This window comes from Sinorhizobium sojae CCBAU 05684 (assembly GCF_002288525.1).
GTDB classification, from domain to species: Bacteria; Pseudomonadota; Alphaproteobacteria; order Rhizobiales; family Rhizobiaceae; genus Sinorhizobium; species Sinorhizobium sojae.
The window spans coordinates 130744-157647 of record NZ_CP023069.1 but is presented as its reverse complement, the minus strand read 5'-3'; the positions used below and the strand labels follow the sequence as shown (position 1 = coordinate 157647).

Here is a 26904-nt window from a genome sequence, read left to right as displayed (position 1 = left end):
ACCGCGGCGGGAGCATCAGCTTCGGCCAGCCAATCACGGGCGTGCGGCCACGCTCTCGAAAACAAGGAAGTTGGATCAAAGAACAGGCTGAGACTTGGCCGCCAACGGCAAAGAAGCTAATACCGCTACTGCTCCCGCGCCGTTCGGCAGATACGTTTCGGCCACAGCCACGGCTTGTTCGGCTCGGGCAGCTATATCAGGCAGTGCCGTCTCGTCGATCATGATGCGCTGATTTTTCCTGTAGGATGGAACGTGGGCGTAGCCAAATACGGCAAGCCGGTCGCGGCGCATTGCGACCGCTGCCGTCGCGCTCTGAACGCAGGACTGCACGGTCTGGTGCGGGAGGCCGTACATGAGGTCGAAGTTGATGCGACTTATCCCAATCCGGCGCAGGTTTTCAATAGCCGCGGTCGTCTGCGCCTTTCTCTGGACCCGGTTGGTTGCTTTTTGAACAATGGGATCAAAGCTTTGCACGCCGAGACTCACGTGGCTTACCTCGGCCGCTCCTAAGGCTTCGGCCATCTCGGCCGTGAAGGTGCGCGGCTCGATCTCGACAGCGATGGTTTTCCTGAAGGCGAAACTGCGACGCAGAAGATCCATCAGAGCCAGAAAATCTTCTGGCTTGATGATGGTTGGTGTTCCACCGCCGAAGTGCACGTCGCTCACGGGCAGCGCCTGCGGCGCTTGGGCTGCTACCAAACTTATCTCCTCACTAGCGCCGTCAGATAGTCGAGGATCGATGCGTCTCGACGAGTTATGCTGTTGGGAAATCCGCAATACCAGCACATCGACCGACAGATCGGAATGTGGAGATACAACGACACCGGATCTGACGCCGGCAAGTTCCTCAGCCACCCCTTACTAGTGGATGGAATCTAACACTTGGTGCCCCCGTTTGACGGCAGCGATGATTTTGTCGGGATCGGCGGTCCAGGTGAAGGGCTTGGGTTGTTGGTTGTGCTCTGTAAGGAAGCGGTTGATGGCGGCCTGGAGGTCAACGACCGAATGAAAGACGCCGCGCTTGAGGCGACGCTTCGACAGTTTGGCGAAGAAGCCCTCGACGGCGTTGAGCCACGAGCAGGACGTCGGCGTGAAGTGGAAGGTGGGGCTGTTGAAGAAGTGCTATGTATCTGATTCAATTGAGCAGTCGTTGATTCTCTGGAGCCTCCACGATGCTCGGCCGTAAGGAACGCGATCAGCTTGAACTGTACATGTGCGGCTCGCTTCGGGATCTGGTCCCTGACGATCACGTATTGGTAAAGGTCGATCGAGTTCTCGACCTCTCCTGGCTACACGAGGAGGTGGCTGAGCTTTATGCGGCGGGCTTCGGCCGACCCGGCATCGACCCGGAAGTAGCAGTCCGGCTGATGCTTGCAGGCTTTCTTCTCGGAATTGTCCATGACCGTCGGCTGATGCGCGAGGCTCAGGTAAACATCGCTATTCGCTGGTTTATCGGCTTCGGTCTGCACGAAGCTCTCCCGGACCATTCGTCGTTGACCCGTATCCGTCAGCGCTGGGGTGCAGAACGTTTCCGAACTATCTTTGAGCGGACGGTAAAGGTCTGCGTAGCGGCCAAAGTCGCCAAGGGTGAGGTCGTTCATGTCGACGCCTCACTCATTCGGGCCGACGTCAGTTGGGAAAGTCTTGCGGTCCGCCATATAGATGCGGTCACCGACGCCAACGAAGCCGCTGAGAGCGAACGAAAAAGCCGCAAAACAGGCAAATACAAGAAAGTCTGCGTCACCGACCCTGACGCGTCCATGGCGACCAACGGGCGTAATCGGAGACTGGAGCCGGCCTACAAGCAACATGCCGTGGTGGATGATGCTTGCGGCGTAATTTTAGATGTGGAGGTCACCACAGGCGAGATTAATGAGGGGCAAGTCATACTCAGTCGTCTCGACGCGGTCGCCGCGATGACCGGCACGATAATCAAAACGGCAACGGCCGACGCCGGCTATGCGTATGCTAAGGTGTTCGCAGGAATGGAGCAACGCGCGATCGAAGCGGTTATTCCGGCAAAGGCAGAGCCAATCCGTAGCCCTGTGCCTATGCGCCGCTTTCGTTATGACGCCAAGCACGACACCCTTAAATGTCCGCGTGGCAAGATGCTGAAGGCGGGCCGTGCCGTTAAACATGGGCGCTTCTTTACATCTCGCGCGGCCGACTGTCGGCACTGCGATCTGGCGCGACTTTGCCTTTCCAATGGCCGTGTGAACAAGGCGGTAGTGCTCGGCGATGACTATCCGGCACTCCTGCGAGCTCGTCGCCGAAGAGAACGATGGTCGGACGAGGACCGAGCTTTGTACCAGCGTCACCGCTGGCGCTCAGAGGGATATCACGGCGAAGCGAAGACTTGGCACGGGCTATCGAGAGCGATCCGGCGCGGCCTCATAAATATGAAAATCCAAGCCTATCTGACGGCTGCGGCAGTCAACTTGAAACGACTGGCGAGTGCTTTTCTGTCAATTTTGCTGTTCGTGTACAGCCAAGAAGCTACCAGTTCAGCCCGACATCCCTTCAGGCAAAGGAAAGTTTTTGGAATTGGCTTGTCGGTGGCTTCCGCATAGCTCCGCCGACGATTGGTTCTTCAACAGCCCCAAGGTAAAGCGCTGATGGCGGTCGAGCCAGGCGCGCACCTTGGGATGCTTGTGGGCGGCATAGTTGTCGAGGATGACGTGGATCGCCTTGTCGGCCGGCACTTGGGCGTTGATGGCGTTGAGAAAACGGATGAACTCCTGATGCCTGTGACGCTGCATGTTCCTGCCGATGACGGTGCCGTCGAGCACGTTGAGGGCGGCAAACAACGTGGTCGTGCCATGCCGCTTGTAGTCGTGGGTCATGGTGCCGAGCCGGCCCTTCTTCAGGGGCAGGCCGGGCTGGGTGCGGTCGAGCGCCTGGATCTGGCTCTTCTCGTCGACCGACAGCACGATGGCATGGGCCGGCGGGTCGACGTAGAGGCCGACAACGTCTTTGAGCTTGGCGACGAACTGCGGGTCGTTGGAGAGCTTGAAGGCCCGCCAGCGGTGGGGCTGGAGACCGTGCGCCTTCCAGATGCGGCGCACCGCGCTGGCGCTGACGCCCACCTCGGCCGCCATCATGTCGGCAGTCCAGTGCGTCGTCTCGCCCGGCGGGTCGGCAAGCGAAAGCGCCACCACCTGCTCGCCGATCTCCGGCCCGAGCGGCGCAATGCGCGAGGGGCGCGTCTTGTCGCGCAAGAGACCCTCGAAGCCTTCCGTGGCGAAGCGCTCCTGCCAGCGCCACACGCAGGTCTTCGACTTGCCGGTCTGTCGCATGATCTCGACGGTGCCGACGCCATCGGCACTCAGCAGGATGATCTCGGCGCGCCAGACGTGCTTCTGCGGCGCATTGCGATCACTGATGAGGGCTCTCAGGCGTTGGCGATCGGTCGGCGAAACGGTGAAGGCTATTCCTGTGCGCATGCGCCACACTCGCATACGCACTCGCCAAAGGGAATCCCATACGGACTCTTATGTTAGGCGGATACCACTAGCTTCAGCGCCGACGGCTGCGGAGAAATCCGGTATAGTCGATCGTCACCATGGTAGGTGCGCCTCGCAGTACTTTTGCAAGAGTGGAGGTCAGCGGCGCGACACTTTTGATTAAACGCGTTGCCGCGCCTGTCTTTTCGCCGTCAGCCATTATGGTCTCCTGCTCAAGCCACTCAGCAGGCCCCGCTGCCGTTCGACGAGGATCTCAAAATCCATACCAGTTGGGTCGAGAACATTGCCGGTCAGATTAGCCGGTACTTTTCAATTCATTAGTCGAGACCGAAACATCAAGGGACATAAAAAATAATCTCTGTCGCGGATTCGACAAACGGGACAGAGTTGTACGCAATCGATTTACATTTCAATTGCCAAAGGCCGACGGCATATTCCCGCAGAGGTTGAGGTACCTGCGTGAGCTTGCTGCCGGGGACATGCCTTGGCGAAGGTGGAGAATGGTCTGTTCAGAAGTAGCTCAGTTGAATATCCAACAAACGCCAGTGGCCTTGCTGTTTCGCGGAGAAGGAGGCTAGGCGGAGCCGTTAGTCCCGGCGCCCGCCGGGTTGCACCCCGCCGTTGCATTTCTGCCACTGAGGAGCAGACAGTCGGGTTGAGGTCCTTCCGTGGTCAAGTTGTGGACCAGACAGCAGAACGCTGAGACGGTGAGCAGATGAATGCGGCGTCGGCAGCCCACAAGAGGAGACGCATCCGAGCGTTGAGAGGGGATGGATGGTTGCCGGCCAAGCGGTAACACGCAATAGCAAGCGACGGTGGGGAAGAATTCCGACATGGTCCATTTATTGCAATTGATAGCATTGTGAAAGCAGCCTTGGCCATTCTGTAACTTGAACTAATCGTCGGATCCCCGCTTTCCGCGACTACAAAATTGCCGCACCTTCACGCGCTGGCATGCTCGGATTCTCATAGAGGCTAAAACAGCAATGGACACGGAAGCAGTCGGGCTCGCAATAGCTTTTTTCTTCATTGCACTGGCGTATGCAGCAGTCGGACAAGCTGGCGCATCAGGCTACATTGCCGCCATGGCGCTTTCTGGCTATTCGCCGTTGGCCATTAAGCCGACAGCTCTTGCTTTGAACCTGATGGTCTCAGCGATCGGCACGGCCCAATTCCTGAAGGTGGGGCAGGTGTCCTGGCGTAACGTGTATCCTTTCGCAATTCTGGGCTTTCCGGCTTCGGCTCTCGGTGGCTCAGTGCACCTTCCCGAGAGAATCTATCACCCGGTTCTCGGGCTGATCCTGGTAGTTTCCGCCATTCAAATGGCGCGATCCGCGCTTCGCAAGAGCGCCTTGGTCATAACCATTCCGAAAACGCCGCCACTTCACGCTGCATTGATCACGGGAGCTGTTATCGGTTTCGTCTCGGGCACGACCGGGAGCGGAGGCGGCGTATTCCTCGCACCAGTGATCCTTTCCAAGAATTGGGGAACAGCACATCAGACTGCTGCAACCACGGCCGTTTATAATTTAATGAACTCAACCGCTGCCTTGATTGGAGCGTGCGCTTCCTGGAATGCACTTCCAAACTTTCTCTCGTGGTGGTTGATTGCGGTAGCGGCAGGTGGATCGATAGGCGCTTTAATCGGGAGCCGATATCTTTCCGCTTCCTCGCTTCGCGTCATTCTTTCCGTGCTTCTGATGGTATCAGGCCTCAAGCTGCTTTGGTGATGGAGTGCCCATTTGCTTGCACGGAAAACCTTTGCCCAGCATCACGCAGGAGCACGCGCGAAGGCGCACCATTCTCATCCGCGGCTAAGACCGAGAGGGCCAATTGTCGCTGAATGTAATCTCCGATGACCGAACTCCTCACCAGCACGGTACCTGGAACGTGGCTGCAACGCTTGTGGCGCGCTTCCGCCGGAGGTCGAGAATTCAGCACATCATGACGCCGACAGCCACTCTGTCGTGTACGATGCCCGATATGACAAGCGTCCCGAAAACCACCTTGCCGCCGTCGTCAAGCTGGTCGGCACGAATCTGAATGGCGCGATCTCTAAAGAACATCGCAAATTCGAGAGCGGTCGCCGCTCATAAGATAAGGCTCGGCGTCACGGGTCATCGGACAGCTCTCTGCCATACGGCAGGCTGTCGGCGCCATATCCAAAGTGCGGATAATCGTGATGCAAAATATTTATTTTACTGGCCTTAGCAATGCTGCAAAAACGACCACGCTTGATTTGCATCGATATTAGAACAGTTCCAGAGTGCTGGCGTTGAAACCGCTTTGCGGCTCAAAGAAAGGATTACCCGTGGAAAGCATCATCGGTTCGGCATGTACAAGAATCCGATTGTCCATAAGGTGGTGGACAGGTTTGGGCAGATGTAGCCGTCCTGTACGTTACACTTGACCTAATCATTGCGTGAATGAGTTTTGCCGGCAGTTGGGGCAACCAGGGCCCCCGTTTATGCGGCGCCCATCTAGAAGGCTGCGGGGAGCAGTCGCGCTTTCTGCCCGGCAGGGCTCGGCATGTGACTATTTCGGAGTTTCTACATTGCCTTCAAATATGAGCTTAACGGCGGATCTCATTGCAGATTTGCTCAGCGCGGCAAACGAGGTCGACAAACTCAACCCCTATGAAGTAAGCGGCCTCCTAGACCGCTCGATTGACACCATCCGCGATGTGCGCGAACAGACTGGTGTCGCAAGTTCATATATGCAGGGCGTTGTGGTTTGTCTTCGAATATCCTCAGAGCGCGTTGGCCACCTCTCTGAGGAGGATGTCAGGCGGTCCCTCGTCACTGCCGCGGAAGTCCTGAGTGCATTGGTGTCAAACCGTGTCGATTGAGCTGTTCGCGCCGCCGGAGTCCGGATCACTCCAGCTATCATCGATCCCGCAAACCGATGCGGCGAATTCGGCTGCAATCTCGACAGGTTTTGCCGAAGATCGCTTCAGTCGACGCTGCTTATTGGAACCGGCGTATCCGATTCGCGACGATGTCGAATACACGACATAGGCGTGTCGAGAGGCAGCTTCTTGTTTGGAAACGATTTCTCGTTGGCATGATACATGCAGGCTAACCCGCAAATGCCCGAGTTGATGACTTGTGAGGAGGATGCAGGACTAACCCGCAAGAGTGCAGTTCGGGGTGCGTCAGCCTTCCCCGGGCAACGAGGATCCGAACAGCAAGGGGGCGGCAAATAGGAAAGCAACGGCCGCGAGGGCATTTAACAGTGGGTGCTGTGCGAGGATCAGTCCCTTGCAATGGCTAGCCGCCGATAACGTTGTAGAAAAATAGACAAGGAGTGCTCAATGGTCTTCACTGGAAAATGTGATCTGCGGAGTCCGCTGCTCGGACGACGCCTGCGCTTAGGATTCATCGGCGGCGGAAAGGGGGGGCTTGTTGGACGATGGCATTTCGCTGGGGCCCGGCTGTCGAACCACTGGGAAATTGTTGCGGGAGCTCTTTCTTCGGACCCGGAAAACGCGCACGCTTCGGCTGCAGAGTGGATGATAGCGCCGGACCGGTCGTACAGCGACTGGAACGCTATGGCAACAGCAGAAGCCGCAAGGGACGATGGTATAGAGGCAGTCTCGATCGTGACGCCAAACTGGACACACCATCGGATCGCGACGGCATTTCTGAAGGCCGGCATTGATGTAATACTAGACAAGCCCATGACCACAACAGTTTCCGACGCCCGAGAACTCGTGGAGTTACAAAGAGCGACGGATCGCCTGGTCATCATGACTTACCCGTATGCACATCACGCGATGGTTCGCCAAGCTAAGCACATGATCCGAAATGGGGCCGTCGGCACGGTCCGGCAGGCCCATGTGGAGTATGTTCAGGAGTGGGCGACAGCGCCCTTCCCGTCCGACGCGAAGGGGGCAATGTGGCGGCAAGATCCCGAGAAGGTGGGCCGCGCGTCGGCCACCGGAGATATCGGCACGCACGCTTATCATCTCCTGCACACAATGACCGGACAGGACATTGCCAGGCTCAGGGCTGAGTTTCACACCTGTGGCGCTGTGAAGGCGATGGAAGACACCGCCTACGTCACTTTCCGTCTCGAGAATGGTGCACCTGGGATCCTTTGGGTAACGCAAGCTGCTCCTGGCCAATATTGCGGTCTTCGAATTCGCGTGTGGGGCGACAGAGGCGGGCTTGAGTGGGATCAGGAAAAACCTGAAGTGCTGCGCTATGTGCCTTTAGGGGAGCAGGAGCAGATTTTTGTGCGAGGCCACGGTAGTGGAATAGTACCCGAAGCAGAACGCCTGATACATCTACCGCGGGGACATGGCGAAGCTTTAGTGGATGCATGGGCAAATCTCTATGCCGAGGCTGGCGTGGCGGTAGCCGCACGCCGCGCAGGGTATGCTCTCCCGAAAGATAGCGTTGAGCTTTCCGGGGCTGAGGACGGGCTCAAAGGTATGTTGTTCATCGATGCTTGTGCCGACAGCCACGAATCTGGCGGATCTTGGGTTTCGATAAGCGGTGAATCCATTCCCAACTTTTGCTGAGCTGAGCGGCCAAAGTTCGGGCGCCCGCTGTTTGGCTGAAGCGTCTTTGAGCGCTGCGAGGCTTTCGCCCGATCCACGATGTTTTCGGCTCCGATTGTCCGGAAGGCGCGCCAGATAAGGGCACTATGTCTCCATAGACCTCTTCGCTGTTTCGCCGGGGAAACGGGATCGGGCGAGCGGATCCTGCTCCTGCGCCGGTGATTGGCAACCTCGGCTGTGTTTAGAGCGGGATGATTTTAGATCCGTTCATATCCGCTCTTTGAATAGTTCTGGCATTCTTTAGGTGAAACGGTTTGGAGGATGGTTGCGAGCGCGTCATGGATGGCGTTGCGGCTTCTGGCCTGCGCCTCGCGTAGCCGGTGCTTGATCTTGGCGAAGAGCTTTTCGATCGGATTGAGATCGGGGGAGTATTGCGGCAGGACGAACAGCCGCGCGCCGGCCTTGCGGATGGCGGTGCGGATCGCCCCGGCCTTGGGCGAGCCGAGAGTAAGCGCGATTTTCCCCGCACATTGACGCCGGCCATTTCGACGGATCGTCTTGGCGTTGGGAACGGCATCTGGTCAGGCGGTGGCAGTCTGTGCGAAGTTGAAGGGTAGCAGGTCGTCGATATCGGCGTCGACAGCGCGTTGGGGCAGTTCGGTTAGGGCGTGGCGCAACCACGTTAACGGTTCGACGCCGCAGGCGCGGCAGGTCAGCATGAGGCTGTAGATGACGGCGCTGGCCTTGGCTCCATCGGTGGTATCGCTAAACAGCCAACTCTTTCTGCCGGTCGCAAAAACTCTGATGTCGCGCTCCAGGAGGTTGTTGTCGATCGGCATCCTGCCATCGTCCGTGTAGCGCGTCAGATAATCCCACTGGTTCAGAGTGTAGGACACGGCATCGCCCAGCTTGGTGTCCGGCAAGACCTTCGGCGCGATTTCATCGAGCCATACCTTGAGAGCGGTGAGGACGGGTATGCTGTGTTGCTGTCGGAATCGGCGAACGCTGTCGGCCTTCGTCTCGCCGGTATCAGGCTTCTTGCTTCTTGTCTCGCGCTTGCCTTTCAATCCGATAGAGTTGTTCGAAGAACCGGAGAGCCTGCTCGGGTGGACCGCCACCTTTCTTTCTGGCCTTGAGGGCATCGACGAAGCGCCGCCTCGAATGGGCCATGCATCCGATATGGATCGCGCCATTCAGCGTGCGCCAGGCGGTGTAGCCATCGCTCATCAAGGTGCCGCGGTAATCGCCGAGGAAGGTCTGGGGGTGAACCTGGCCGCGGCCCGGCTGATAATCGAGAAGCACGATCGGCTCGTCACTGTCGTCGCCGCTCCGATAGGCCCACATATAGGGGTCAGAACAAGAACTGTTCCCCCAGACACGCGGCCTTTATCAACCAAAGACAGCGACTGCTGATTTGACGATGATCCCACCATCCGGACTTCTGCGCATTTGACGGCCGGTAGCAGCGCGAAAGACTTGCAGCAATTGCAGCGCCGGCGGCACCCGTGACCACAGGGTTTTCATGCGTTCCCTGCCATTTCGGCTTTTCCGCACTGCCTGGCCCGTAACAATGCGCTGTGACCAGCGGAAGCCGATCTCGTGGAAATACAAGTCGGCATGCTGCGGGCTGATATGATGAAAGACGCCGGCAATTGTGCGGCGGACGCGGGAATTGAAACCTTCGACCGAATTGACATGGACGGCGTCGCGAACGTATTCGCGGCTGGAATGCTTCACGGTGTCATGCCTGGCATAGTTCTCGCCAAGGGCTATGAACGCTGTCGCCTCATCGCTCATCAAGCAGGCATGGGGTTCGATCTGCGTTTCGACGGCGCGCGCCGCTGCACGTAGCGAAAGACCAGTCACCACCGCAGCCCGCGCGTCACCGGCCGGAGTGCCGGGTGTGACGTCATCTGGTCGCTGCACCATCACCATGACCGGTGTCTTCTGGGTATTCGGCAGACCTTTTCGGCCTCGTCCAGGCGGCGGATCGTCCGGATTTATTCTCGGTCGCCCACCAAGATGAAAATGGTCGATCTCCACCGTGCCATCGAGCATGTGCTCGCGCGCCGCCATGAGACGCAGCGCGTGTCCCATCCGCCAGGCCGTGGGTTGGCTCACCCCCAGAGCCTCGGCCAAGCGCACCGAGGACAAACCTTTATCCGACTGCAGCATCAGCCACATGCCCTTCAGCCAGACACGCAAAGGAAGCTTTGTGGAATGCAGAGGCGTGTGGGTCGTCACCGTGAACTGGAACCGGCAATCGCCGCTGGAGCATTGATAGAGACCCGGACGCGCACGCCGCTTGCCGGTATCGCGCCCGGCTATCGCGATCGAACGTTTGTAACCACAGGCAGGGCAAACTCTCCCAGCCGGCCACACCATGCTTTCCAGCAACCTCCGACACTGCTCCTCATCGCGAAAGGCCACGATCATATCTTCCGCGGTCCGAATGTTGGTAAGCGCTGCAAGCATCGTTTCCGACATTCTCATCTCCCTCGGATCATGCCCGAAGAATCGCATGGTAACCCTTGGATAGCAAGCCTATTGCTGTCTTTGGTTGATAAAGGCCGCGTGTGACTAGGAACAGTTCTTGTTCTGACCCCATATACGATGTGCTGGTGGCCTCTTTGTCCTTTTCTTTCAGGACCTGAACGGTCGTCTCGTCGCCATGGATGAGGGGTTGCAACCTGAGCCTCAGTTTCAGCGCGTCATAGATGCGATGCAGATGCTTCTCGCTCGAACCGATCACCCAGTGACCGAGAGCACCACGGCTGACAGGAACACCGGCCCGTTCGAAGGTCTGCGCCACTCGGTAGAGCGGTGTGCCGTCGACGTATTTGTGAACGAGTGCGAAGGCCAGCGTCGAGGCCGTGGCAATGCTGCCCGGCAGGGGCTGCGTTGGCATCGGTGCGATCACGACAGGCGTGTTGATCCCGGTGCGGTCGCAAAGGCGGCAAGCATACTTGAACCGCACATTCTGCAAGACCTTTGCCTTGACCTCGATATGAAGCTGCTCGGTAACGGCCTCACCCATGCGATGCATCTGGTGACGGCAGCAAGGACAAGCCTTCTGATCGTCGGCAAGGTCATACTCGACGCGCTCGCGCGGCAGGTTCTGCGGAAGTGGTCTGCGGCCACGCTTCTGACCCGTGATGCTTTCGACAGGTGGCAGACCTGTGTCCGGAATGTCGATGAGCTCGCTCTCGTGGCTGTCCGCTCCATCCTCGTCCGCACCCTCTTCGGCTTCGTTGAAGATGCGATCAACGTGCTTTTCGCTGCGCGGCGCAAAGCGATGGAGCCGCGCAAGCGCCAGCTCTTCTTCCAACTTGACGACCCGCTGCGAGAGCGCTTCCTTCTCGGTTTTAAGCGCGGCGATTTCGGCAGCATTTGCCGCCAACTGCGCCATCAGCTCTGCAACATCAGGTTCGCCGGTTCGAGTCATCGTAGTTTTGAATCTGAACCGCCACCCCGCGTCAACCGCAGAGTTCGCCGCCTCAGCCCGCGACCTGGTATTGCCGCACCGGGTGGCGGACCATCGCATCGATATCGATGCCGTCGAGTATCCAATGCAGCTGCTCGGTTGAAAGCGTGACCACCGGCACCTCACGGCGGGGCCATCGGAACTTGTCCTCTGTCAACCGCTTCAGGATCAGCACAAAGCCCGATCGGTCGAAGAACAAGAGCTTCATCCGGTCACGACGGCGATTGCAGAAGGCAAAAACCGCTGGAGCAAACGGATCGAGCGCCATCGTCTCCTGGACCAGAACCGCAAGGCGGTTGATGCCAGCCCGAAAGTCGATCGGTTCGCGATGCAGGTAGACCTTGATATCAGCGCTCAGTCTGAACATGACCCAACGCTCCGATGATTGCCGTCAATGCATCCACGTCACCGCATTCCAGCGTTAGCTTCACGCCGTTCGGCAGTGACGCGCTCACCTTCGCTGGAGAGGACAGCGGGCCGATCCTCTCTGCCTTCGGCGGCAGCTCTTCACCATCCGTGGCAGGCATCTCCAACGCGAACTCGCTGCTCGCCGCGGTGATCTGAACCGGAAGAAACGCCGATGTCGAAGACGGCGGGAATGGAGGGGCCTGGGTGTGTTTCCTTATCCATTTCCAAACGAGGTTCGCGTTGACCCCGTGTTCGAGCGCAAGTTTCGATACTGATGCGCCAGGTTCAAGGCAGGCCGCAATAAGACGGTCTTTCGATGCCCGATCGAACCGGCGTCGTCCATTCCGACCAACGAGCCGCACGACAAGTTTTTGACCTTCTTCCATCATTTGGTGTCCACCTCTTTTAGGTGGACACCTCATGCCAAAGCTCACTCAATCACAGAAGGTGCGGGGAAATTCGCGCTTACAGCCGAGATTGTCCATCACGAGGATGTCGCCGGGCTTCAGCTCCGGCGCCAGCATTTTTCGACATAGACAAGGTGCGTTGATCGGCCCGTCGATGACCCATGGCGCGCTGACGCGATCGACACGCAGGGTGGCAATGAACGTCATGGGGTTCCACTGCGCGGCGCCCAGCCTCGCAGCGGTGCCATGTTCGTCTTCGTCCAGGTCTCGTCGATGAAGACGAGGCGGGCCGGATCGATGCGATGGCGATGCTTCAGCCAGCGGCTGCGTCGGGCGGCGACATCGGGGCGGTCGCGCTCGCTGGCGACCAACGTCTTTTTTTATAACTCAGCCCTTCCTCATGCACGAAGATCCAGACGGAGCGGTAGTCGACCTGCAGGCCCCGCTCCGCCAATTCCGCGACCAGCCCGCGCCAGGTGAACGCCTGCGCACGGCAGCGCTCGATCAGCCAGACCCGATGCTCACCGGCGATCGCCCGCGGCTTGTGCCCGCCCATCTGGCCGGGGGCGGCGCTGCCCGTCTCACGCCAGCGCCGTACCCAATCGATCGCCGTGCTGATGCCGATCCCGAAGCGCTTTGCCGCCGCCCGGCAGGACAGCGCATCGCGCGTAACTGCACCACAACACGGTCCCTAAGGTCATCCGAAAAAGGTTTCGCCATCCTGGCCGGCCTGAATGGTGAATCTGATTTGCTCACAAAGGATCCTATGGGGAGTGGATAGCAACCTGCACCATGACAGAGTGGATTCGCTAAAATCTCTGGAGGCCAATCATGCATCTTTCGACTGCCGATAGACCCGAGGCACCTGCCGCTATCCGCATGGATATTGGCGCGATCTTCGTCTCGTTGGAACTGAGTAGATCGACCTGGCTGGTCACGTCGCTTTCACCTGGCAGCGAGAAGATGTCGCGCCACACCGTCGCCGGCGGCGATAGCCCCGGACTACTCGCCTGTCGCGCCGATCTGCGCCAGAAGGCGCAGGCGCGCATAGGCAGGTTTTATCCCTTGGTGGTGATCCAGGAAGCGGGGCTGGACGGATTCTGGATCGACCGGGTGCTGAACCGGGAAGACTGGATCGAAAGTCACATTGTCGATGCCGCCTCGGTTGCGGTGGCCCGCCGCCACCGACGCGCCAAGACCGATCGGCTCGATGGCGAGGTACTGGTCCGCGCCCTGATGGCCTGGAAGCGGGGAGAACCGCGTGTTTGTTCGATGGTCAGGGTGCCGACGCCGGAGGACGAGGATCGTCGCCGGATTGGCCGGGAGCGCAAGGCGCTGGTCGCCGAACGGGTTGTCCATGTCAACCGCATCAAAGGCCTCCTCGTCAGCCAGGGCATCCGGGACTACGAGCCGTTGCGCCGTGATCGGCGTGATCGCCTGGACGAACTTCGCACCGGCGATGGCCGTGCTACCTGCATGAAGGCCCAGATCGGAGCGGCGACCGGATGTGAGGTTGATCCGGCTCGGTGATCGGGCCGGGATACGTGATCGGGCTCAGACTTGGATACCGAACGGCAAAGGCGGAACATTCACTTGACCACAAAATCCCCACGTAAGGGAATCCCAATGCCGATTCCGCCTAAATCATCCCGCTCTAAGAGCCTGACCGAAAAAGAGTTGAGTGAAATCAGCCAGTTGTGATTCTGTTTGTTTGCTTAGGACGAACGGAGACCACAATGGGCTGGACTGATTTCACCCGTCGGCAATATGCCCGACGCGCAAGGCGGTATGCAAGCGATCTGACGGACCGGGAATGGGGATTGATCTCGCCTTGCCTGCCTGGACCGCGGCGGTTGGGCAGGCCGCGCAGCACCGATCTTCGCGAGGTCGTGAATGCGTTGCTTTACATCGCCACGACGGGGTGCCAGTGGCGGATGATGCCCAAGGATTTTCCGCCTTTTACAACTGTCCAGTCCTATTTCTACGAATGGCGAGCGACAGGGTTATGGGGTCGGATCAACCATCATCTTGTGATGGAGGCGCGCGAATTGGAAGGCCGGGAAGCCTCGCCATCTGCTGGCGTGATTGACAGTCAAAGCGTGAAAACCACGGAAAGCGGCGGAATTTCGGGCTATGACGCGGGCAAGAAGATCAAGGGACGGAAGCGTCATATCGTCGTCGACACGCTCGGGTTGATGGTCGGCCTCAGGGTTCACAGCGCCGATATCCAAGATCGCGACGGCGCACCTGCCGTCCTCAAAACCATTCTCAAGCGCTGGCCGTGGCTGAGACATATCTTCGCCGACGGTGGTTATGCCGGACCGAAGCTGAAGGGCGCACTCCAAAAGATCGCTGCCTTCACTCTCCAGATCGTCAAGCGGACCGACAAGGCCAAGGGCTTCGAAGTTCTGCCGCGGCGCTGGGTCGTGGAGCGCACCTTCGCATGGCTTGGCAGATGCCGACGATTGGCTAAGGATTGGGAGAAGTCCATCGCATCAGCCGAGGCTTGGATCACTATCGCCCACATCCGGGTCCTGACACGACGCTTGGCAAGGTACGGATATTGTTGAGACCTTTTCGAGTCAGGCTCTAACACTTGGTGCCCCCGTTTGACGGCAGCGATGATTTTGTCGGGATCGGCGGTCCAGGTGAAGGGCTTGGGTTGTTGGTTGTGCTCTGTAAGGAAGCGGTTGATGGCGGCCTGGAGGTCAACGACCGAATGAAAGACGCCGCGCTTGAGGCGACGCTTCGACAGTTTGGCGAAGAAGCCCTCGACGGCGTTGAGCCACGAGCAGGACGTCGGCGTGAAGTGGAAGGTAAAGCGCTGATGGCGGTCGAGCCAGGCGCGCACCTTGGGATGCTTGTGGGCGGCATAGTTGTCGAGGATGACGTGGATCGCCTTGTCGGCCGGCACTTGGGCGTTGATGGCGTTGAGAAAACGGATGAACTCCTGATGCCTGTGACGCTGCATGTTCCTGCCGATGACGGTGCCGTCGAGCACGTTGAGGGCGGCAAACAACGTGGTCGTGCCATGCCGCTTGTAGTCGTGGGTCATGGTGCCGAGCCGGCCCTTCTTCAGGGGCAGGCCGGGCTGGGTGCGGTCGAGCGCCTGGATCTGGCTCTTCTCGTCGACCGACAGCACGATGGCATGGGCCGGCGGGTCGACGTAGAGGCCGACAACGTCTTTGAGCTTGGCGACGAACTGCGGGTCGTTGGAGAGCTTGAAGGCCCGCCAGCGGTGGGGCTGGAGACCGTGCGCCTTCCAGATGCGGCGCACCGCGCTGGCGCTGACGCCCACCTCGGCCGCCATCATGTCGGCAGTCCAGTGCGTCGTCTCGCCCGGCGGGTCGGCAAGCGAAAGCGCCACCACCTGCTCGCCGATCTCCGGCCCGAGCGGCGCAATGCGCGAGGGGCGCGTCTTGTCGCGCAAGAGACCCTCGAAGCCTTCCGTGGCGAAGCGCTCCTGCCAGCGCCACACGCAGGTCTTCGACTTGCCGGTCTGTCGCATGATCTCGACGGTGCCGACGCCATCGGCACTCAGCAGGATGATCTCGGCGCGCCAGACGTGCTTCTGCGGCGCATTGCGATCACTGATGAGGGCTCTCAGGCGTTGGCGATCGGTCGGCGAAACGGTGAAGGCTATTCCTGTGCGCATGCGCCACACTCGCATACGCACTCGCCAAAGGGAATCCCATACGGACTCTTATGTTAGGCGGATACCACTAGCTTCGATCAACAGCGAGAACGTTGGTAGCTCTGATACCTGAGCGACGATTTCAGCATGTAACTCCGCCCCTCGACGACAAACCCGTCAAGCTGATGCTGTAAGGTGTAAGCTGAAAGGTCAGATATTGTGTTAGTGAAGCCCTTGTTCTTGAAATTCAGGGAAGTATTGCACAACACGCCGTAGCCCGTTAAGGCTTTAAAAGCAGACAGCAACTCGAACAATGGAAGATTAGTGAGCGCAGATACCGTTTGAATCCGCGCAGTCCGGTTCACATGAGTCACCGCTTCAAGCCCATCTGTGGTGGCCCGAAAGGTGTAAAGCATGAACGGGCTGGGGTGACTACATGCGAACCATTTGTCAGCATCGTCTTCCAAGCAGACGGGAGCGAGTGGACGAAATTGCTCACGCTGTTTGATGACGTTCAGCCGCTCTCTGGTGCTGGTTTTAAAAGGCGCAGCCAAGATGGAGCGATTACCGAGAGCGCGTGGTCCGATTTCATACCGACCGCTTGCCCATCCCAAGATCATATCGCTGGCCAACATCTCGGCAACGGTCGAAGTACTCGGCTCCCATTCGTCAAACAGGGCGCTATCGACAGCTCTGTCGGACACGAAATGCAATCCAGAGTATACGTCCCACGAGATTTTTGGGTCGCCAGTGAACTGGAACTGTGCGTCGATGGCTGTACCAATCGCTGAACCGGAATCATTAGGGACGGGAGGGACAAATACATCGCTGAATAGCCCCGAATCTCTCCACTTAGTGTTCCAATCGCGATTAAGCCCACACCCCCCAGTTATCAACAATGGCATTCCTCGTTTGAGATTTGCCTCGGCGAACAGACGAAAGCGGTCAAACAGATGGTCGCTGAAAATGCCTGCAAAGTTTCGGAATTCAGGGTCTTCCACGCCCACATTGTAGTGCGGCAAATCTTTTAATGCTTCACAATCACGGGGCTTAAGGTGGTTGCAATCCTGCAACAGAAAGGACGTGATTTTCTTCTCCTCGCTCGTAGGCTGGCTTCTTTTCGAGAGCGAAGCGAGCGCCATCAATTTTCCGGCGTCGGATAAGCGAGAAAACTCCCCTGTGCTTTTGTCGAAAGTAGGATCCGCTAACGCGTAGAGCATGGCATAGCGATGGCCAGGCTCTGGCATCACATCAGCTATCTTCGTTATATTCAGTTGTAACCATCCGGTCAGGACCGCAGTAGCCGAGGCTTTTTGCGATTTCTTTCTGCCACTGGTTTCGATGGCGGGTCGCCAATTCCGCGAAGATTGCGGATAATCTGTTGAAGGTTTTCGATCCCCACTTGGGTGAACAAGATGATGTGCTCGCTGAGCTCCGAGGCCGGATAGTCATCATATGCCCACAAGCAGCCATCTTCAGAGAACATCTCAATCGAACATTCTCGCAAGAAGTCTTCGTCCTCATCAAGCATCGCGGCGACATATTTCAGGGTGTAGAGGGCAGAGTTGCGGTAGCCCATGATGCCTCGTTCTGTGTTTTCAGATTTGGTCAGTGCTGCTGGTTTTGGCTCTTCGCAAATCCAGCTTTTCCAAGTGTCCGACGGCGGGCAATTTTAGCGACACGGTCTTGAATGATATCAACGCTTAAATCTTCTGGGTCGAAGCGGCCACCATACCAACGCACGAACTCTCGATGCTGCGCATGCCGTGGCTTCGCCATGACGTTCAGGAATTCCTCGAACCCCGAGGTGCTGCCAACATCTTCCGGCGGCGCTCTGCGCTCACCATCGATGAAGCGCGGATATTCGATGCTGGGGTTTCCATCCTCCACTGCCTCGACCGTGATAGTGTGCCGCCAGTTATCACCAAAGTCATAGGTGTAGCTAAAGGTCGCGATCCCACGCTCGATGAGTGCCGCTATGCGGACGTTGCGAGCAGCAAAGGTTTTGCGTTCGTAGAGGTCTTCTGGATCCGGCACATCGTAACATCGCCCACCAGCCTCGAACTCGAACAGATGATAATCCTCGAACAGCATCACGGCCTGAATGACATCGTGGAGCCCCTTCAAGCTCATCGTGAGTGGAACCTCGACCCTGCGCCAGATCAAAGGCTCGATATCGTCGAGTTGGATATGTAGCCTGGCGATGCGATCGACGGTCATGATGCCAAAGCCATCATAGGCCGCGGACCTGTCCAATTCCACGGCAGCAGCTCTGCAAGCTTTGTTGTCGGCGTGTCAGCGATACGCGCGAGAACGTCGGCAAGCCAAGCCTGCGGATCGACGTCGTTGAGCTTGGCCGTCATGATCATCGTCGCCATGAAGGCGGCGCGATCAGCACCACGATCAGAACCCGCAAACAGCCACGACTTCCTGCCGAGAGCGAAGCCGCGCAGAGCGCGTTCGGCGGCATTGTTGGTCAGGCAAATCCGACCGTCGCCCAGGAAGGACGTAAAGCCCTCCCAGCGCTTTAGCATGTAGTCGATCGGCTCGGCGACCGGAGAGCTGCGCGACAGCTTTGTCCGCTCGGCCCGCATCCAGGCCTCAAGCTCTTCGACAAGACGACGGCTGTCCCGCTGGCGTCGCGCCAGTCTTTCACTTGCAGCGAGACGATTGATGTCACGCTCGATATCGAACAGGGCATCGATCCGTTTCACGGCCTCGAGCGCCACCGGCGAGATCGGCGTGGCGTTCTTTCCCCGTTTGGCGTTGGTGGCGATGTCGGCAAGCACGAAGAACTTGCGACGCGAATGCGACCAGCACAATGCCTGGGTCAGCGGACCAGAATCGCGGTCCATTTTGAAGAGCGGGTTGTAGCCGCCATAGGCGTCGGCCTGCAGAATGCCGGTGAAGGTCTTTAGATGGCGCTCGGGATGTTCCTGCCGCCGATCGCGGGAGGCATAGTAGAGGGCGGCTGGCGGCGACGTTCCGCTGAACGGCCGATCGTCCCTGACATAGGTCCAAATCCGCCCGGTATCGGTCTTGCCCTTCGCCAGGATCGGCACGGTCGTGTCATCGCCATGTAGACGCTCGGCGGTCAGCACATGCGCCTCGATCAATCCGTGCAAGGGCTTCAAGACCGCGGCGCAAGCCCCCACCTGGTCGGCAAGCGTCGAGAGGCTGAGGTCGACACCCTCGCGGGCATAGCGTTCACTTTGCCGGTTCAGCGGTTGATGCTGGCCGAACTTCTCAAACAGGATCATCGCCAGCAGGTTTGGCCCTGCAAAACCGCGCGGCGTCACATGGAAAGGGGCCGGTGGCTGGGCGATCTTCTCGCATTCGCGGCAGGAGAACTTCTCGCGCACCGTCTGGATGACCTTCCACTGGCGCGGGATCACTTCCAGCGTCTCGGCAATGTCCTCGCCCAGTTTCGCCAGCTTGGCCGAGCCGCAGCATGGGCAGCTTGTTGGCGGAGCAATGACGACGCGTTCGCGCGGCAGGTGCTCCGGAAACGGCTTGCGCGATGGACGCTTGCGCTCGAAGGCCCGAACCGTCGAGGATCGTGCCGCCAGTTCAGCGGCCAATTCGTCCTGGCTGGCGTCCGCCTCCAACTCTTCGAGCTGCAATTCCATCTGCTCAAGAAGCCGCGCCTTGCGCTCCGAGCGGCTGCCATGAATGTCGCGCTTGAGCTTCTCGATCTCCAGCCTCAACCTGGCAATCAGCGCATCCGAATGCGAGTTCACTGCCTGGGCTCGGGCAGCAACGGCCTCGGCTTCACGGCGTGCCGCGCGCTCGGCGAGGATCATCGCATGCGCGCTGGCAAGGTCGTCGGGAAGCTGATCGGCCGCATCGGTCATGGCGAGATGGAATCATATTCGCTCCGACCTTTCCAGCCATTTCCACTATCCAGCAGAGCTCGGACGCCAGGTTTTTTGCGGCATTCGCCAGTCGATTCCTTCGAGCAGATAGCCGAGCTGCGCCGGCGTGATCACCACCGTGCCGTCGGCCGCTGACGGCCAGATAAAGCGGCCGCGCTCAAGCTTCTTCGTGAACAGGCAGGCACCCTGGCCGTCGTGCCAGATCACCTTGATTAGGCCGCCCTTCCTGCCGCGGAAGCAGAACAAATGGCCGCTATGCGGATCACGCTTCAGTGTCTCCTGCACCATCAGCGACAGGCCAGGAAATCCCCTCCGCATGTCCGTATAGCCCGTCGCCAGCCAGACCTTTACGCCGCTCGGAACCGGGATCATCGCCGTTCCACGACATCGAGGATGCGGCCCAGAGCTTCGGTGTCAACATCACTCTCCACTCGAATGCGCCGGCCGCGGCCAAGCTCGATCGTCACGATACTTGGCTTCTTGCGCGCCCGTGGTGCCGGTGTCGTCTCCAAAGGATCAGGCGCTGGCAACGCCGCGACGACCTCAATCGGAATGAATGGAGGCACGGACGGCGCTGACATTTGGCAGAGCTCTTTGCGCCACCGGAATAGCTGACTGACATGAATCCCGGCCGAGCGCGCCACATCCGAAACAACGGTTCCAGGCTCTAACGCCGCCGCTACCAGCCGTTCTTTCTCTTCGCGAGACCAATGCCGGCGACGCTCGACCGACGTGATCACCTCAATATGCTGCTTCGTCATAGGACTACTCCCAGTGCTACCACCAGGACTTCCAATGTTCGGCATCACATCACAAGACGGCCGTCACCGTGGGGATACATTCAGTTCCGCATCGATCTCATAAAACGCCCCAATGATACCTTCCCAAAGCAACGCGTAACACGGAGTGCCCTTCGGTACGTTAGACATCCCAAACGCGCACAGAAGGTGCGATCGTTCATGGGACGATGAGAAGAAATCGATGGTCTTTCCCAAGAAGCGCTTCTTGCTGACGATCACCTGATCGCTACCGCGGTAGTCAGCCGCTGCTTCACCTACGCGCGGAGAGTCGCCGGGCCACCAACCCCCTTCACATAGAACGTCGGGAACGGCATGTAGTTCGGCAAGTGCGTCGAATGCATCGAGGACAGATAACGACGAATGTCGGTACTTCGAACTCTTCTCGGCCTCGATGGAGAATACCAAGCGGCCTTCCTCGACATACGCAAATGCGCCATCATGGCCTGGGTTGTAAGAAAGTATTTTCATATTGAAAACCCGCTGATAGCTGCCTCGTTTGAATCTAGGAGAACCCTCTCGCTCTTATCGAGTACCAATGGGCCGTGGCCGGAAGCCTGCGGGTCTTAAGGCGGCCCGCAAGGTCGGAGGAGCGAGAGGCCAAGCGTTGAAATGCAGTTTCATCGGCAAATGGGGGATCGGGGTTGGGTTCCAAAGAACCCGCCGGTGGACCAGATCGTGTCCCGTGAGGTGGTGTAGCAGACGGCATTGGTCGCCGTGCTCTCCGGCATAGGCCGGGATGATCAGCGCGCCACGGCGGGCAGGCTGATGAGCGGATCATCGCTCATCTGGCTGATGGTTTCCAGATGCTATGGGGGAGCACCGCGTCATTGTACGCTGGTGCCTTTGATTAGTTCATGGAGATGCCCCATGCTGCAGCAGCGCGACATTGGCCGCTCGACGGCCGCCTTCGCTCCGGATGAGACGCTTGTCGTTGTCGTAGAGATGAGCCGTTCCACATGGCTCATCGCCGGACTCCTCCCGGGTGTTAATCGCCGTCCTCTGAAGAAGCTCAAACCAGACGAGAATGTTCTGATGCGCCTGCTGGAAGGCTGGCGCCAAGAAGCTCTTGCCGCTGGTCGGACGATCGCGCGCGTGGTGGTTGCCTACGAAGCGGGACGTGACGGCTTTTGGCTGGCCCGATGGCTGCGAGCCCACGGGATCGAGGCCCACGTGATCCACGCAACCAGTGTCACCGTGTCCCGCGATCGCCGGCGCGCCAAGACCGACCGACTCGACACCGCCCTTCTCATGCGTGTTCTTCTCGGCTGGCTTCGGGGCGAAGTAGGGCACTGCACGATGGCCGCCGTCCCGGAGATCAGCGAGGAGGATGCCAAGCGCCCGACAAGGGAACGCGAGAACCTCGTCGCCGAGCGCACTCGCCTGGTGAACCGGATGAAGGCAGCGCTTGCCCGCCTCGGCATTCGTGACGTCAACCCGGCCCTGCGCAAGACGGCGGGTCGTCTCGACACGCTACGGACTGCGGAGGGAACAAAGATCCCTGGCAATACCCTGGCGGAGATGCGCCGCGACATCGCGCGGCTGCGGCTCGTTGAAGATCAGATCGCCGAGATTGAGCGTGAGCGGCTACAGCGGCTTGCGAAGCTCAATCCGGAACGCAGCCGCGCCGCCGCTATGGTTCATATGCTTTCGCGCGTCGTCGGCCTCGGCGTGGAAACGGCCGACATGCTGGCACACGAGATCCTGCTTCGCGATCTGCGCGACCGTCGCGCTGTCGCCCGCTACGCTGGGCTCACTGGGTCGCCCGATGATAGCGGTGCTCGCCGACGTGAGCGCGGATTATCGCGCGCCGGGAATGCCCGGGTCCGCAGAGGCATGGTCCAACTGGCTTGGCGGTTCCTTGTCTTCCAGAAGGAAAGCGCCCTGGTTGCGTGGTACCGAGAGCGAGGGAGTGCGCGTTCGACCGCATGCCACGGCAGCTGCCGCATAGTCGCGAGAGGACAGGCGAAGAGTTCCGTCTGCCTGTTAGCGAGCCCGAGGTGGCGGGCGCCCGTTACATGACATGGTTCCAATACCGCTTTCCAGATGGGGACCGCCGCCCGGAGCCTGGTTGTCGATGCGGATGACTGCATCATGGTTCGGGCTTCCCTACGGCCCACCGAATACAAGGTCGCAGCGCACCTTGTGCGCCTCGCAAACCGGCTCCGCCTTTGACCACCTCGGCCCGTTCGACCCGAGATTGAAGCGCCGTGCTCAGGACCGTCAAGGACGCTTCGCGCTGCTGTGCAGTGCCCTGCGGGCCTCCTTGACCGCCCCTGCGCGCGGCGCTGGTGAGAAGTCAGGCCGGAACGAAGGAATGCCCGCCCCGGCCGAACAAAGGAATGGAGGTAACGATGCAGGCGTCTTGACTTCGAGGTCCCCATACAAGCGTCATGTATCTGGCGCGCTGGACGGCCCATTCGTCGTTTTGCTCGAGCAGGAGCGCGCCGACGAGGCGGACAATGGCGTCATCGTTGGGGAAGATGCCGACGACCTCGGTCCGCCGCTTGATCTCACCGTTGAGCCGCTCGATCGGATTTGTCGAGTGCAGCTTGGCGCGATGCTCTCTGGGGAAGGTCATGTAGGCCAGCACGTCGGGCTCGGCGTCATCCATGATGGCGGCGAGCTTGGGCACCTTCGGCCGGATCTGATCGGCGACGGCGCGCCATTGTGTGCTCGCGGCTTGCGGCGTCTCCTGGGCGAAGGCGGTGGCGATGAAGGCGGAGACGACACGGCGGCCGCTCTTGCCGGCATGCGCCAGCACATTGCGCATGAAATGAACCCGGGGGCTGTTGAAGAACCAATCGTCGGCGGAGCTATGCGGAAGCCACCGACAAGCCAATTCCAAAAACTTTCCTTTGCCTGAAGGGATGTCGGGCTGAACTGGTAGCTTCTTGGCTGTACACGAACAGCAAAATTGACAGAAAAGCACTCGCCAGTCGTTTCAAGTTGACTGCCGCAGCCGTCAGATAGGCTTGGATTTTCATATTTATGAGGCCGCGCCGGATCGCTCTCGATAGCCCGTGCCAAGTCTTCGCTTCGCCGTGATATCCCTCTGAGCGCCAGCGGTGACGCTGGTACAAAGCTCGGTCCTCGTCCGACCATCGTTCTCTTCGGCGACGAGCTCGCAGGAGTGCCGGATAGTCATCGCCGAGCACTACCGCCTTGTTCACACGGCCATTGGAAAGGCAAAGTCGCGCCAGATCGCAGTGCCGACAGTCGGCCGCGCGAGATGTAAAGAAGCGCCCATGTTTAACGGCACGGCCCGCCTTCAGCATCTTGCCACGCGGACATTTAAGGGTGTCGTGCTTGGCGTCATAACGAAAGCGGCGCATAGGCACAGGGCTACGGATTGGCTCTGCCTTTGCCGGAATAACCGCTTCGATCGCGCGTTGCTCCATTCCTGCGAACACCTTAGCATACGCATAGCCGGCGTCGGCCGTTGCCGTTTTGATTATCGTGCCGGTCATCGCGGCGACCGCGTCGAGACGACTGAGTATGACTTGCCCCTCATTAATCTCGCCTGTGGTGACCTCCACATCTAAAATTACGCCGCAAGCATCATCCACCACGGCATGTTGCTTGTAGGCCGGCTCCAGTCTCCGATTACGCCCGTTGGTCGCCATGGACGCGTCAGGGTCGGTGACGCAGACTTTCTTGTATTTGCCTGTTTTGCGGCTTTTTCGTTCGCTCTCAGCGGCTTCGTTGGCGTCGGTGACCGCATCTATATGGCGGACCGCAAGACTTTCCCAACTGACGTCGGCCCGAATGAGTGAGGCGTCGACATGAACGACCTCACCCTTGGCGACTTTGGCCGCTACGCAGACCTTTACCGTCCGCTCAAAGATAGTTCGGAAACGTTCTGCACCCCAGCGCTGACGGATACGGGTCAACGACGAATGGTCCGGGAGAGCTTCGTGCAGACCGAAGCCGATAAACCAGCGAATAGCGATGTTTACCTGAGCCTCGCGCATCAGCCGACGGTCATGGACAATTCCGAGAAGAAAGCCTGCAAGCATCAGCCGGACTGCTACTTCCGGGTCGATGCCGGGTCGGCCGAAGCCCGCCGCATAAAGCTCAGCCACCTCCTCGTGTAGCCAGGAGAGGTCGAGAACTCGATCGACCTTTACCAATACGTGATCGTCAGGGACCAGATCCCGAAGCGAGCCGCACATGTACAGTTCAAGCTGATCGCGTTCCTTACGGCCGAGCATCGTGGAGGCTCCAGAGAATCAACGACTGCTCAATTGAATCAGATACATAGCACTTCTTCAACAGCCCCACCCGGCATCGTTGCCAGGTGGCGCTGAGAACCCTGGTAACGGCCGCCTTGAGTCCCTCATGGGCGTCGGAGACGACGAGCTTCACGCCGCGCAAACCTCGGCGCGTAAGCCTGCGCAGGAACTCCGTCCAGATCGGCTCGGCTTCGGATGTGCCGATCTCCATGCCCAGCACCTCGCGCCGGCCATCGGTGTTGACGCCAACGGCGATGATGACGGCAACGGAAACGATGCGGCCGCCACGGCGGACCTTCAGGTAAGTGGCATCGATCCACAGATACGGCCAGTCGCCTTCGATCGGTCTTTCGAGGAACGCTTTGACCTTGCCGTCGATCTCCTCGCACAGCCGGCTGACCTGGCTCTTCGAAATACCGCTCATGCCCATGGCCTTAACCAGGTCGTCGACCGAGCGGGTCGAGATGCCCTGCACATAGGCTTCCTGGATGACCGCCGTCAGCGCCTTCTCGGCCATGCGCCGCGGCTCCAGGAACGAGGGGAAGTAGGAGCCTTTCCGGAGCTTCGGAATGCGCAGCTCGACCGTGCCGGCCCGCGTCTCCCAGTCGCGCTCGCGGTAGCCGTTGCGCTGGGCCAGCCGCAGCGGGGTCTTCTCGCCAAAGGCGGCGCCGGTGGCGGCCCCCACCTCAAGCTCCATCAGGCGCTCGGCGGCGAAGCCGATCATCTCGCGCAGGAGATCGCAATCCGGGGTCTTCTCCACGAGCGCGCGCAGGCTCATCATGTCGTCGGTCATCGATGGTTCCTTCGAATCAGGTTGGTGTCAGCAAACCCGACCCTACCGGGGAACTTCGATGACCACCGCTACGCCGCTCGCTCGCTACGGCGCAATCGAGGGCGCGCTCGCGAGCGGCTTCGCTACAGCCCAGCTACACCACTGGTGGGGACGCGACCTTCACCAGCCATCGGATCTCGCTCGGAGTCCATTCGATGGCATACCGATGCTCACCCTTCGACGCATCGAATCCCAATTCGATATAGCTCGGAGAACATCGGTAGCCGTTGTCGTTTTGCATTTAATCGTAAGATTCTGCCCACAACGGTTTCAACAAGATAGCGTGGCACTTAATTTGAGACTTAGCACTTAATTTGAGATTTTCCCTTGGATTTTGGCACTTATTGTGAGATTCAGTCGTCGGCGAAGTCGACGGTGTTTCTGCAATGAATGATCCATTTCCCAACGAGGTTGACGAAGTGCTTTGGGATGAGGCGTGTCGACGAGCCGAGGCCATCCGAGGATTTCTGATACGTCAGTCTGGCAAGGTAATAGCGGGGGATATGGCGCTGCTAGCTGCCGAACTAGACGTCAGTCGGGCAACTGCATTCCGCCTCATCAAGCTATTTCGAGCTGGAGGAACGGTGATGTCGCTGGTGGAGCGCAAACCCGGCCGGCCTGACGGCCGCAGGATGCTCGACAACAGGCGAGAGGAAATCATCCGCATCAGCATCAAACGATGCTACCTGAATAAGAACCGCCCGGGCGTTTCTCAATTAGTTCGGGATATACAGACGAACTGCGTCTCAGCCGGGCTCAAGCCGCCACATCGCCGGACGATCGAAGCACGTCTCGAGGACATCGACCTTCAGAAGCGCGCCAAACGACGGGGCGAAGCCGAAGTCGTGAAGCGGACAACAGCTGTTCCAGGAGCGCTCGCTGCCTCACGTCCACTCCAGATTGTCCAAGTCGATCATACCAAAGCAGATATCTTTGTCGTCGACGAGGAAACTCGCCTGCCTATCGGGAGACCGTGGCTAACTCTTGCGATGTACGTTTGCAGCCGGATGGTGACCGGGTTCTACCTCACGATGGAAGCCCCTTCCCGGCTCTCGACCAGTTTATGCTTGCTACACTCCGTCTTTGACAAATCGCCTTGGTTACGCGAGAGCGCGAGATCATCGAACCGTGGCCGGTTGCCGGTCTGCCTGAGACATTGCATGTCGATAACGGCAGCGACTTTAGGAGTCGTGCTTTCCAGAGGGGGTGTGAGGATGCCGGCATAGCGATCAACTGGCGCCCACCCGGCGAACCGCGCTTTGGT

The 26904-nt window shown here is 59.1% G+C and carries 19 protein-coding genes and 12 pseudogenes; 7 read left to right on the top strand and 24 right to left on the bottom strand.

Features of this window, described 5'->3' with window-relative positions; translation table 11 throughout:
* Positions 1 to 138 precede the first annotated feature (138 nt).
* Both SJ05684_RS27970 and SJ05684_RS27965 read right to left on the bottom strand, forming a co-directional pair.
* Positions 139 to 875: pseudogene (locus SJ05684_RS27970) on the bottom strand (radical SAM protein); the annotation flags it as partial.
* A pseudogene (locus SJ05684_RS27965) lies at positions 862 to 1104 on the bottom strand (IS630 family transposase); the annotation flags it as partial. The pseudogenes SJ05684_RS27965 and SJ05684_RS27970, both read right to left, overlap by 14 nt.
* A 68-nt stretch (positions 1105 to 1172) precedes the next feature.
* Between SJ05684_RS27965 and SJ05684_RS27960 the strand changes: the two are divergent.
* Complete coding sequence (locus SJ05684_RS27960) at positions 1173 to 2570, top strand: IS1182 family transposase (protein WP_014328799.1); 1398 nt, start codon at positions 1173 to 1175, stop codon at positions 2568 to 2570.
* Positions 2571 to 2576: 6 nt separating this feature from the next.
* Here SJ05684_RS27960 and SJ05684_RS27955 read toward each other — a convergent pair.
* Together SJ05684_RS27955 and SJ05684_RS30155 are read right to left on the bottom strand one after the other, a co-directional pair.
* A pseudogene (locus tag SJ05684_RS27955) lies at positions 2577 to 3443 on the bottom strand (IS630 family transposase); the annotation flags it as partial.
* Positions 3444 to 3516: 73 nt separating this feature from the next.
* Entirely contained in the window at positions 3517 to 3663 is a 147-nt protein-coding gene (locus tag SJ05684_RS30155) for a hypothetical protein (protein WP_014858052.1), read from the bottom strand.
* Positions 3664 to 4450: 787 nt separating this feature from the next.
* On the opposite strand from SJ05684_RS30155, the gene SJ05684_RS27950 reads away from it, so the two are divergent.
* Positions 4451 to 5194: a sulfite exporter TauE/SafE family protein gene (locus SJ05684_RS27950; RefSeq protein ID WP_014858053.1), complete on the top strand. Its 744-nt coding sequence runs from the start codon at positions 4451 to 4453 to the stop codon at positions 5192 to 5194.
* A gap of 204 nt (positions 5195 to 5398) precedes the next feature.
* On the opposite strand, the gene SJ05684_RS30880 is transcribed toward SJ05684_RS27950, so the two are convergent.
* Complete coding sequence (locus SJ05684_RS30880) at positions 5399 to 5530, bottom strand: hypothetical protein (RefSeq protein ID WP_269845049.1); 132 nt, start codon at positions 5528 to 5530, stop codon at positions 5399 to 5401.
* A gap of 1247 nt (positions 5531 to 6777) precedes the next feature.
* On the opposite strand from SJ05684_RS30880, the gene SJ05684_RS27935 reads away from it, so the two are divergent.
* Positions 6778 to 7989 carry a Gfo/Idh/MocA family protein gene (locus tag SJ05684_RS27935; protein WP_014858057.1) on the top strand — a complete coding sequence of 404 codons (1212 nt, stop codon included), beginning with the start codon at positions 6778 to 6780 and terminating at the stop codon, positions 7987 to 7989.
* 236 nt (positions 7990 to 8225) lie between these two features.
* Here the strand turns inward: SJ05684_RS27935 and SJ05684_RS27930 are convergent.
* The 7 genes and pseudogenes from SJ05684_RS27930 to SJ05684_RS27895 form a co-directional block, all read right to left on the bottom strand.
* A pseudogene (locus SJ05684_RS27930) lies at positions 8226 to 8495 on the bottom strand (transposase); the annotation flags it as partial.
* Between the two features lie 54 nt (positions 8496 to 8549).
* Positions 8550 to 9324, bottom strand: a pseudogene (gene tnpC / locus SJ05684_RS27920) (IS66 family transposase); the annotation flags it as partial.
* Positions 9325 to 9357: 33 nt separating this feature from the next.
* Complete coding sequence (locus SJ05684_RS27915) at positions 9358 to 10455, bottom strand: IS1595 family transposase (RefSeq protein WP_014328441.1); 1098 nt, start codon at positions 10453 to 10455, stop codon at positions 9358 to 9360.
* Between the two features lie 118 nt (positions 10456 to 10573).
* Positions 10574 to 11413, bottom strand: a pseudogene (locus SJ05684_RS27910) (transposase); the annotation flags it as partial.
* 52 nt (positions 11414 to 11465) lie between these two features.
* Positions 11466 to 11819, bottom strand: a complete 354-nt coding sequence (tnpB, locus tag SJ05684_RS27905; protein WP_015633495.1) for an IS66 family insertion sequence element accessory protein TnpB — start codon at positions 11817 to 11819, stop codon at positions 11466 to 11468.
* Entirely contained in the window at positions 11800 to 12249 is a 450-nt protein-coding gene (gene tnpA / locus SJ05684_RS27900) for an IS66-like element accessory protein TnpA (protein WP_014858061.1), read from the bottom strand. The genes tnpB (SJ05684_RS27905) and tnpA (SJ05684_RS27900) overlap by 20 nt, the downstream gene beginning before the upstream one ends.
* Before the next feature lie 81 nt (positions 12250 to 12330).
* Positions 12331 to 12987: pseudogene (locus tag SJ05684_RS27895) on the bottom strand (transposase); the annotation flags it as partial.
* Positions 12988 to 13098: 111 nt separating this feature from the next.
* On the opposite strand from SJ05684_RS27895, the pseudogene SJ05684_RS27890 reads away from it, so the two are divergent.
* Together SJ05684_RS27890 and SJ05684_RS27885 are read left to right on the top strand one after the other, a co-directional pair.
* A pseudogene (locus SJ05684_RS27890) lies at positions 13099 to 13734 on the top strand (transposase); the annotation flags it as partial.
* Positions 13735 to 14003: 269 nt separating this feature from the next.
* Positions 14004 to 14837 (top strand): IS5 family transposase, encoded by an 834-nt coding sequence (locus SJ05684_RS27885; RefSeq protein WP_014327878.1) that lies wholly within the window; start codon positions 14004 to 14006, stop codon positions 14835 to 14837.
* Positions 14838 to 14854: 17 nt separating this feature from the next.
* Here SJ05684_RS27885 and SJ05684_RS27880 read toward each other — a convergent pair.
* The 8 genes and pseudogenes from SJ05684_RS27880 to SJ05684_RS27845 all read right to left on the bottom strand — a co-directional run.
* Positions 14855 to 15922 (bottom strand): annotated as a pseudogene (locus tag SJ05684_RS27880) (IS630 family transposase); the annotation flags it as partial.
* A gap of 77 nt (positions 15923 to 15999) precedes the next feature.
* Complete coding sequence (locus SJ05684_RS27875; RefSeq protein WP_153451451.1) at positions 16000 to 17148, bottom strand: carbamoyltransferase C-terminal domain-containing protein; 1149 nt, start codon at positions 17146 to 17148, stop codon at positions 16000 to 16002.
* 41 nt (positions 17149 to 17189) lie between these two features.
* On the bottom strand, positions 17190 to 17480 hold the full coding sequence (locus tag SJ05684_RS27870) for a hypothetical protein (RefSeq protein ID WP_014330935.1): 291 nt from the start codon (positions 17478 to 17480) through the stop codon (positions 17190 to 17192).
* Between the two features lie 29 nt (positions 17481 to 17509).
* Positions 17510 to 18121: a plasmid pRiA4b ORF-3 family protein gene (locus SJ05684_RS27865; protein ID WP_014857805.1), complete on the bottom strand. Its 612-nt coding sequence runs from the start codon at positions 18119 to 18121 to the stop codon at positions 17510 to 17512.
* Positions 18118 to 19755: an IS66 family transposase gene (tnpC, locus tag SJ05684_RS27860; RefSeq protein ID WP_014330937.1), complete on the bottom strand. Its 1638-nt coding sequence runs from the start codon at positions 19753 to 19755 to the stop codon at positions 18118 to 18120. The genes SJ05684_RS27865 and tnpC (SJ05684_RS27860) overlap by 4 nt, the downstream gene beginning before the upstream one ends.
* 45 nt (positions 19756 to 19800) lie before the next feature.
* Complete coding sequence (gene tnpB / locus SJ05684_RS27855) at positions 19801 to 20148, bottom strand: IS66 family insertion sequence element accessory protein TnpB (RefSeq protein WP_014330938.1); 348 nt, start codon at positions 20146 to 20148, stop codon at positions 19801 to 19803.
* Positions 20145 to 20537 carry an IS66-like element accessory protein TnpA gene (gene tnpA / locus SJ05684_RS27850; RefSeq protein ID WP_014330939.1) on the bottom strand — a complete coding sequence of 131 codons (393 nt, stop codon included), beginning with the start codon at positions 20535 to 20537 and terminating at the stop codon, positions 20145 to 20147. The genes tnpB (SJ05684_RS27855) and tnpA (SJ05684_RS27850) overlap by 4 nt, the downstream gene beginning before the upstream one ends.
* Positions 20538 to 20600: 63 nt before the next feature.
* Positions 20601 to 21044: a hypothetical protein gene (locus SJ05684_RS27845; RefSeq protein ID WP_015633501.1), complete on the bottom strand. Its 444-nt coding sequence runs from the start codon at positions 21042 to 21044 to the stop codon at positions 20601 to 20603.
* Positions 21045 to 21443: 399 nt separating this feature from the next.
* Between SJ05684_RS27845 and SJ05684_RS27835 the strand changes: the two genes are divergently transcribed.
* Complete coding sequence (locus tag SJ05684_RS27835) at positions 21444 to 22595, top strand: IS110 family RNA-guided transposase (protein ID WP_014857807.1); 1152 nt, start codon at positions 21444 to 21446, stop codon at positions 22593 to 22595.
* 277 nt (positions 22596 to 22872) lie between these two features.
* Here SJ05684_RS27835 and SJ05684_RS27830 read toward each other — a convergent pair.
* The 4 genes and pseudogenes from SJ05684_RS27830 to SJ05684_RS27815 all read right to left on the bottom strand — a co-directional run.
* Positions 22873 to 23358 (bottom strand): annotated as a pseudogene (locus SJ05684_RS27830) (IS256 family transposase); the annotation flags it as partial.
* Positions 23359 to 23389: 31 nt separating this feature from the next.
* Positions 23390 to 24787 carry an IS1182 family transposase gene (locus SJ05684_RS27825; protein WP_014328799.1) on the bottom strand — a complete coding sequence of 466 codons (1398 nt, stop codon included), beginning with the start codon at positions 24785 to 24787 and terminating at the stop codon, positions 23390 to 23392.
* A 55-nt stretch (positions 24788 to 24842) separates the two neighbouring features.
* A pseudogene (locus SJ05684_RS27820) lies at positions 24843 to 25601 on the bottom strand (IS256 family transposase); the annotation flags it as partial.
* Between the two features lie 133 nt (positions 25602 to 25734).
* Positions 25735 to 25881: a family 16 glycosylhydrolase gene (locus tag SJ05684_RS27815; protein ID WP_015633573.1), complete on the bottom strand. Its 147-nt coding sequence runs from the start codon at positions 25879 to 25881 to the stop codon at positions 25735 to 25737.
* 145 nt (positions 25882 to 26026) lie between these two features.
* Between SJ05684_RS27815 and SJ05684_RS31215 the strand changes: the two are divergent.
* A pseudogene (locus SJ05684_RS31215) lies at positions 26027 to 26901 on the top strand (TnsB C-terminal domain-containing protein); the annotation flags it as partial.
* Between the last annotated feature and the right edge of the window lie 3 nt (positions 26902 to 26904).

Coding starts and splice junctions, on each gene's coding strand:
- SJ05684_RS27960 (WP_014328799.1), top strand. CDS start 1,173: ATGCTCGGCCGTAAGGAACGCGATCAGCTTGAACTGTACATGTGCGGC.
- SJ05684_RS30155 (WP_014858052.1), bottom strand. CDS start 3,663: ATGGCTGACGGCGAAAAGACAGGCGCGGCAACGCGTTTAATCAAAAGT.
- SJ05684_RS27950 (WP_014858053.1), top strand. CDS start 4,451: ATGGACACGGAAGCAGTCGGGCTCGCAATAGCTTTTTTCTTCATTGCA.
- SJ05684_RS30880 (WP_269845049.1), bottom strand. CDS start 5,530: ATGTTCTTTAGAGATCGCGCCATTCAGATTCGTGCCGACCAGCTTGAC.
- SJ05684_RS27935 (WP_014858057.1), top strand. CDS start 6,778: ATGGTCTTCACTGGAAAATGTGATCTGCGGAGTCCGCTGCTCGGACGA.
- SJ05684_RS27915 (WP_014328441.1), bottom strand. CDS start 10,455: ATGTCGGAAACGATGCTTGCAGCGCTTACCAACATTCGGACCGCGGAA.
- tnpB (WP_015633495.1), bottom strand. CDS start 11,819: ATGTTCAGACTGAGCGCTGATATCAAGGTCTACCTGCATCGCGAACCG.
- tnpA (WP_014858061.1), bottom strand. CDS start 12,249: ATGATGGAAGAAGGTCAAAAACTTGTCGTGCGGCTCGTTGGTCGGAAT.
- SJ05684_RS27885 (WP_014327878.1), top strand. CDS start 14,004: ATGGGCTGGACTGATTTCACCCGTCGGCAATATGCCCGACGCGCAAGG.
- SJ05684_RS27875 (WP_153451451.1), bottom strand. CDS start 17,148: ATGCCAGAGCCTGGCCATCGCTATGCCATGCTCTACGCGTTAGCGGAT.
- SJ05684_RS27870 (WP_014330935.1), bottom strand. CDS start 17,480: ATGGGCTACCGCAACTCTGCCCTCTACACCCTGAAATATGTCGCCGCG.
- SJ05684_RS27865 (WP_014857805.1), bottom strand. CDS start 18,121: ATGACCGTCGATCGCATCGCCAGGCTACATATCCAACTCGACGATATC.
- tnpC (WP_014330937.1), bottom strand. CDS start 19,755: ATGACCGATGCGGCCGATCAGCTTCCCGACGACCTTGCCAGCGCGCAT.
- tnpB (WP_014330938.1), bottom strand. CDS start 20,148: ATGATCCCGGTTCCGAGCGGCGTAAAGGTCTGGCTGGCGACGGGCTAT.
- tnpA (WP_014330939.1), bottom strand. CDS start 20,537: ATGACGAAGCAGCATATTGAGGTGATCACGTCGGTCGAGCGTCGCCGG.
- SJ05684_RS27845 (WP_015633501.1), bottom strand. CDS start 21,044: ATGAAAATACTTTCTTACAACCCAGGCCATGATGGCGCATTTGCGTAT.
- SJ05684_RS27835 (WP_014857807.1), top strand. CDS start 21,444: ATGCTGCAGCAGCGCGACATTGGCCGCTCGACGGCCGCCTTCGCTCCG.
- SJ05684_RS27825 (WP_014328799.1), bottom strand. CDS start 24,787: ATGCTCGGCCGTAAGGAACGCGATCAGCTTGAACTGTACATGTGCGGC.
- SJ05684_RS27815 (WP_015633573.1), bottom strand. CDS start 25,881: ATGCAAAACGACAACGGCTACCGATGTTCTCCGAGCTATATCGAATTG.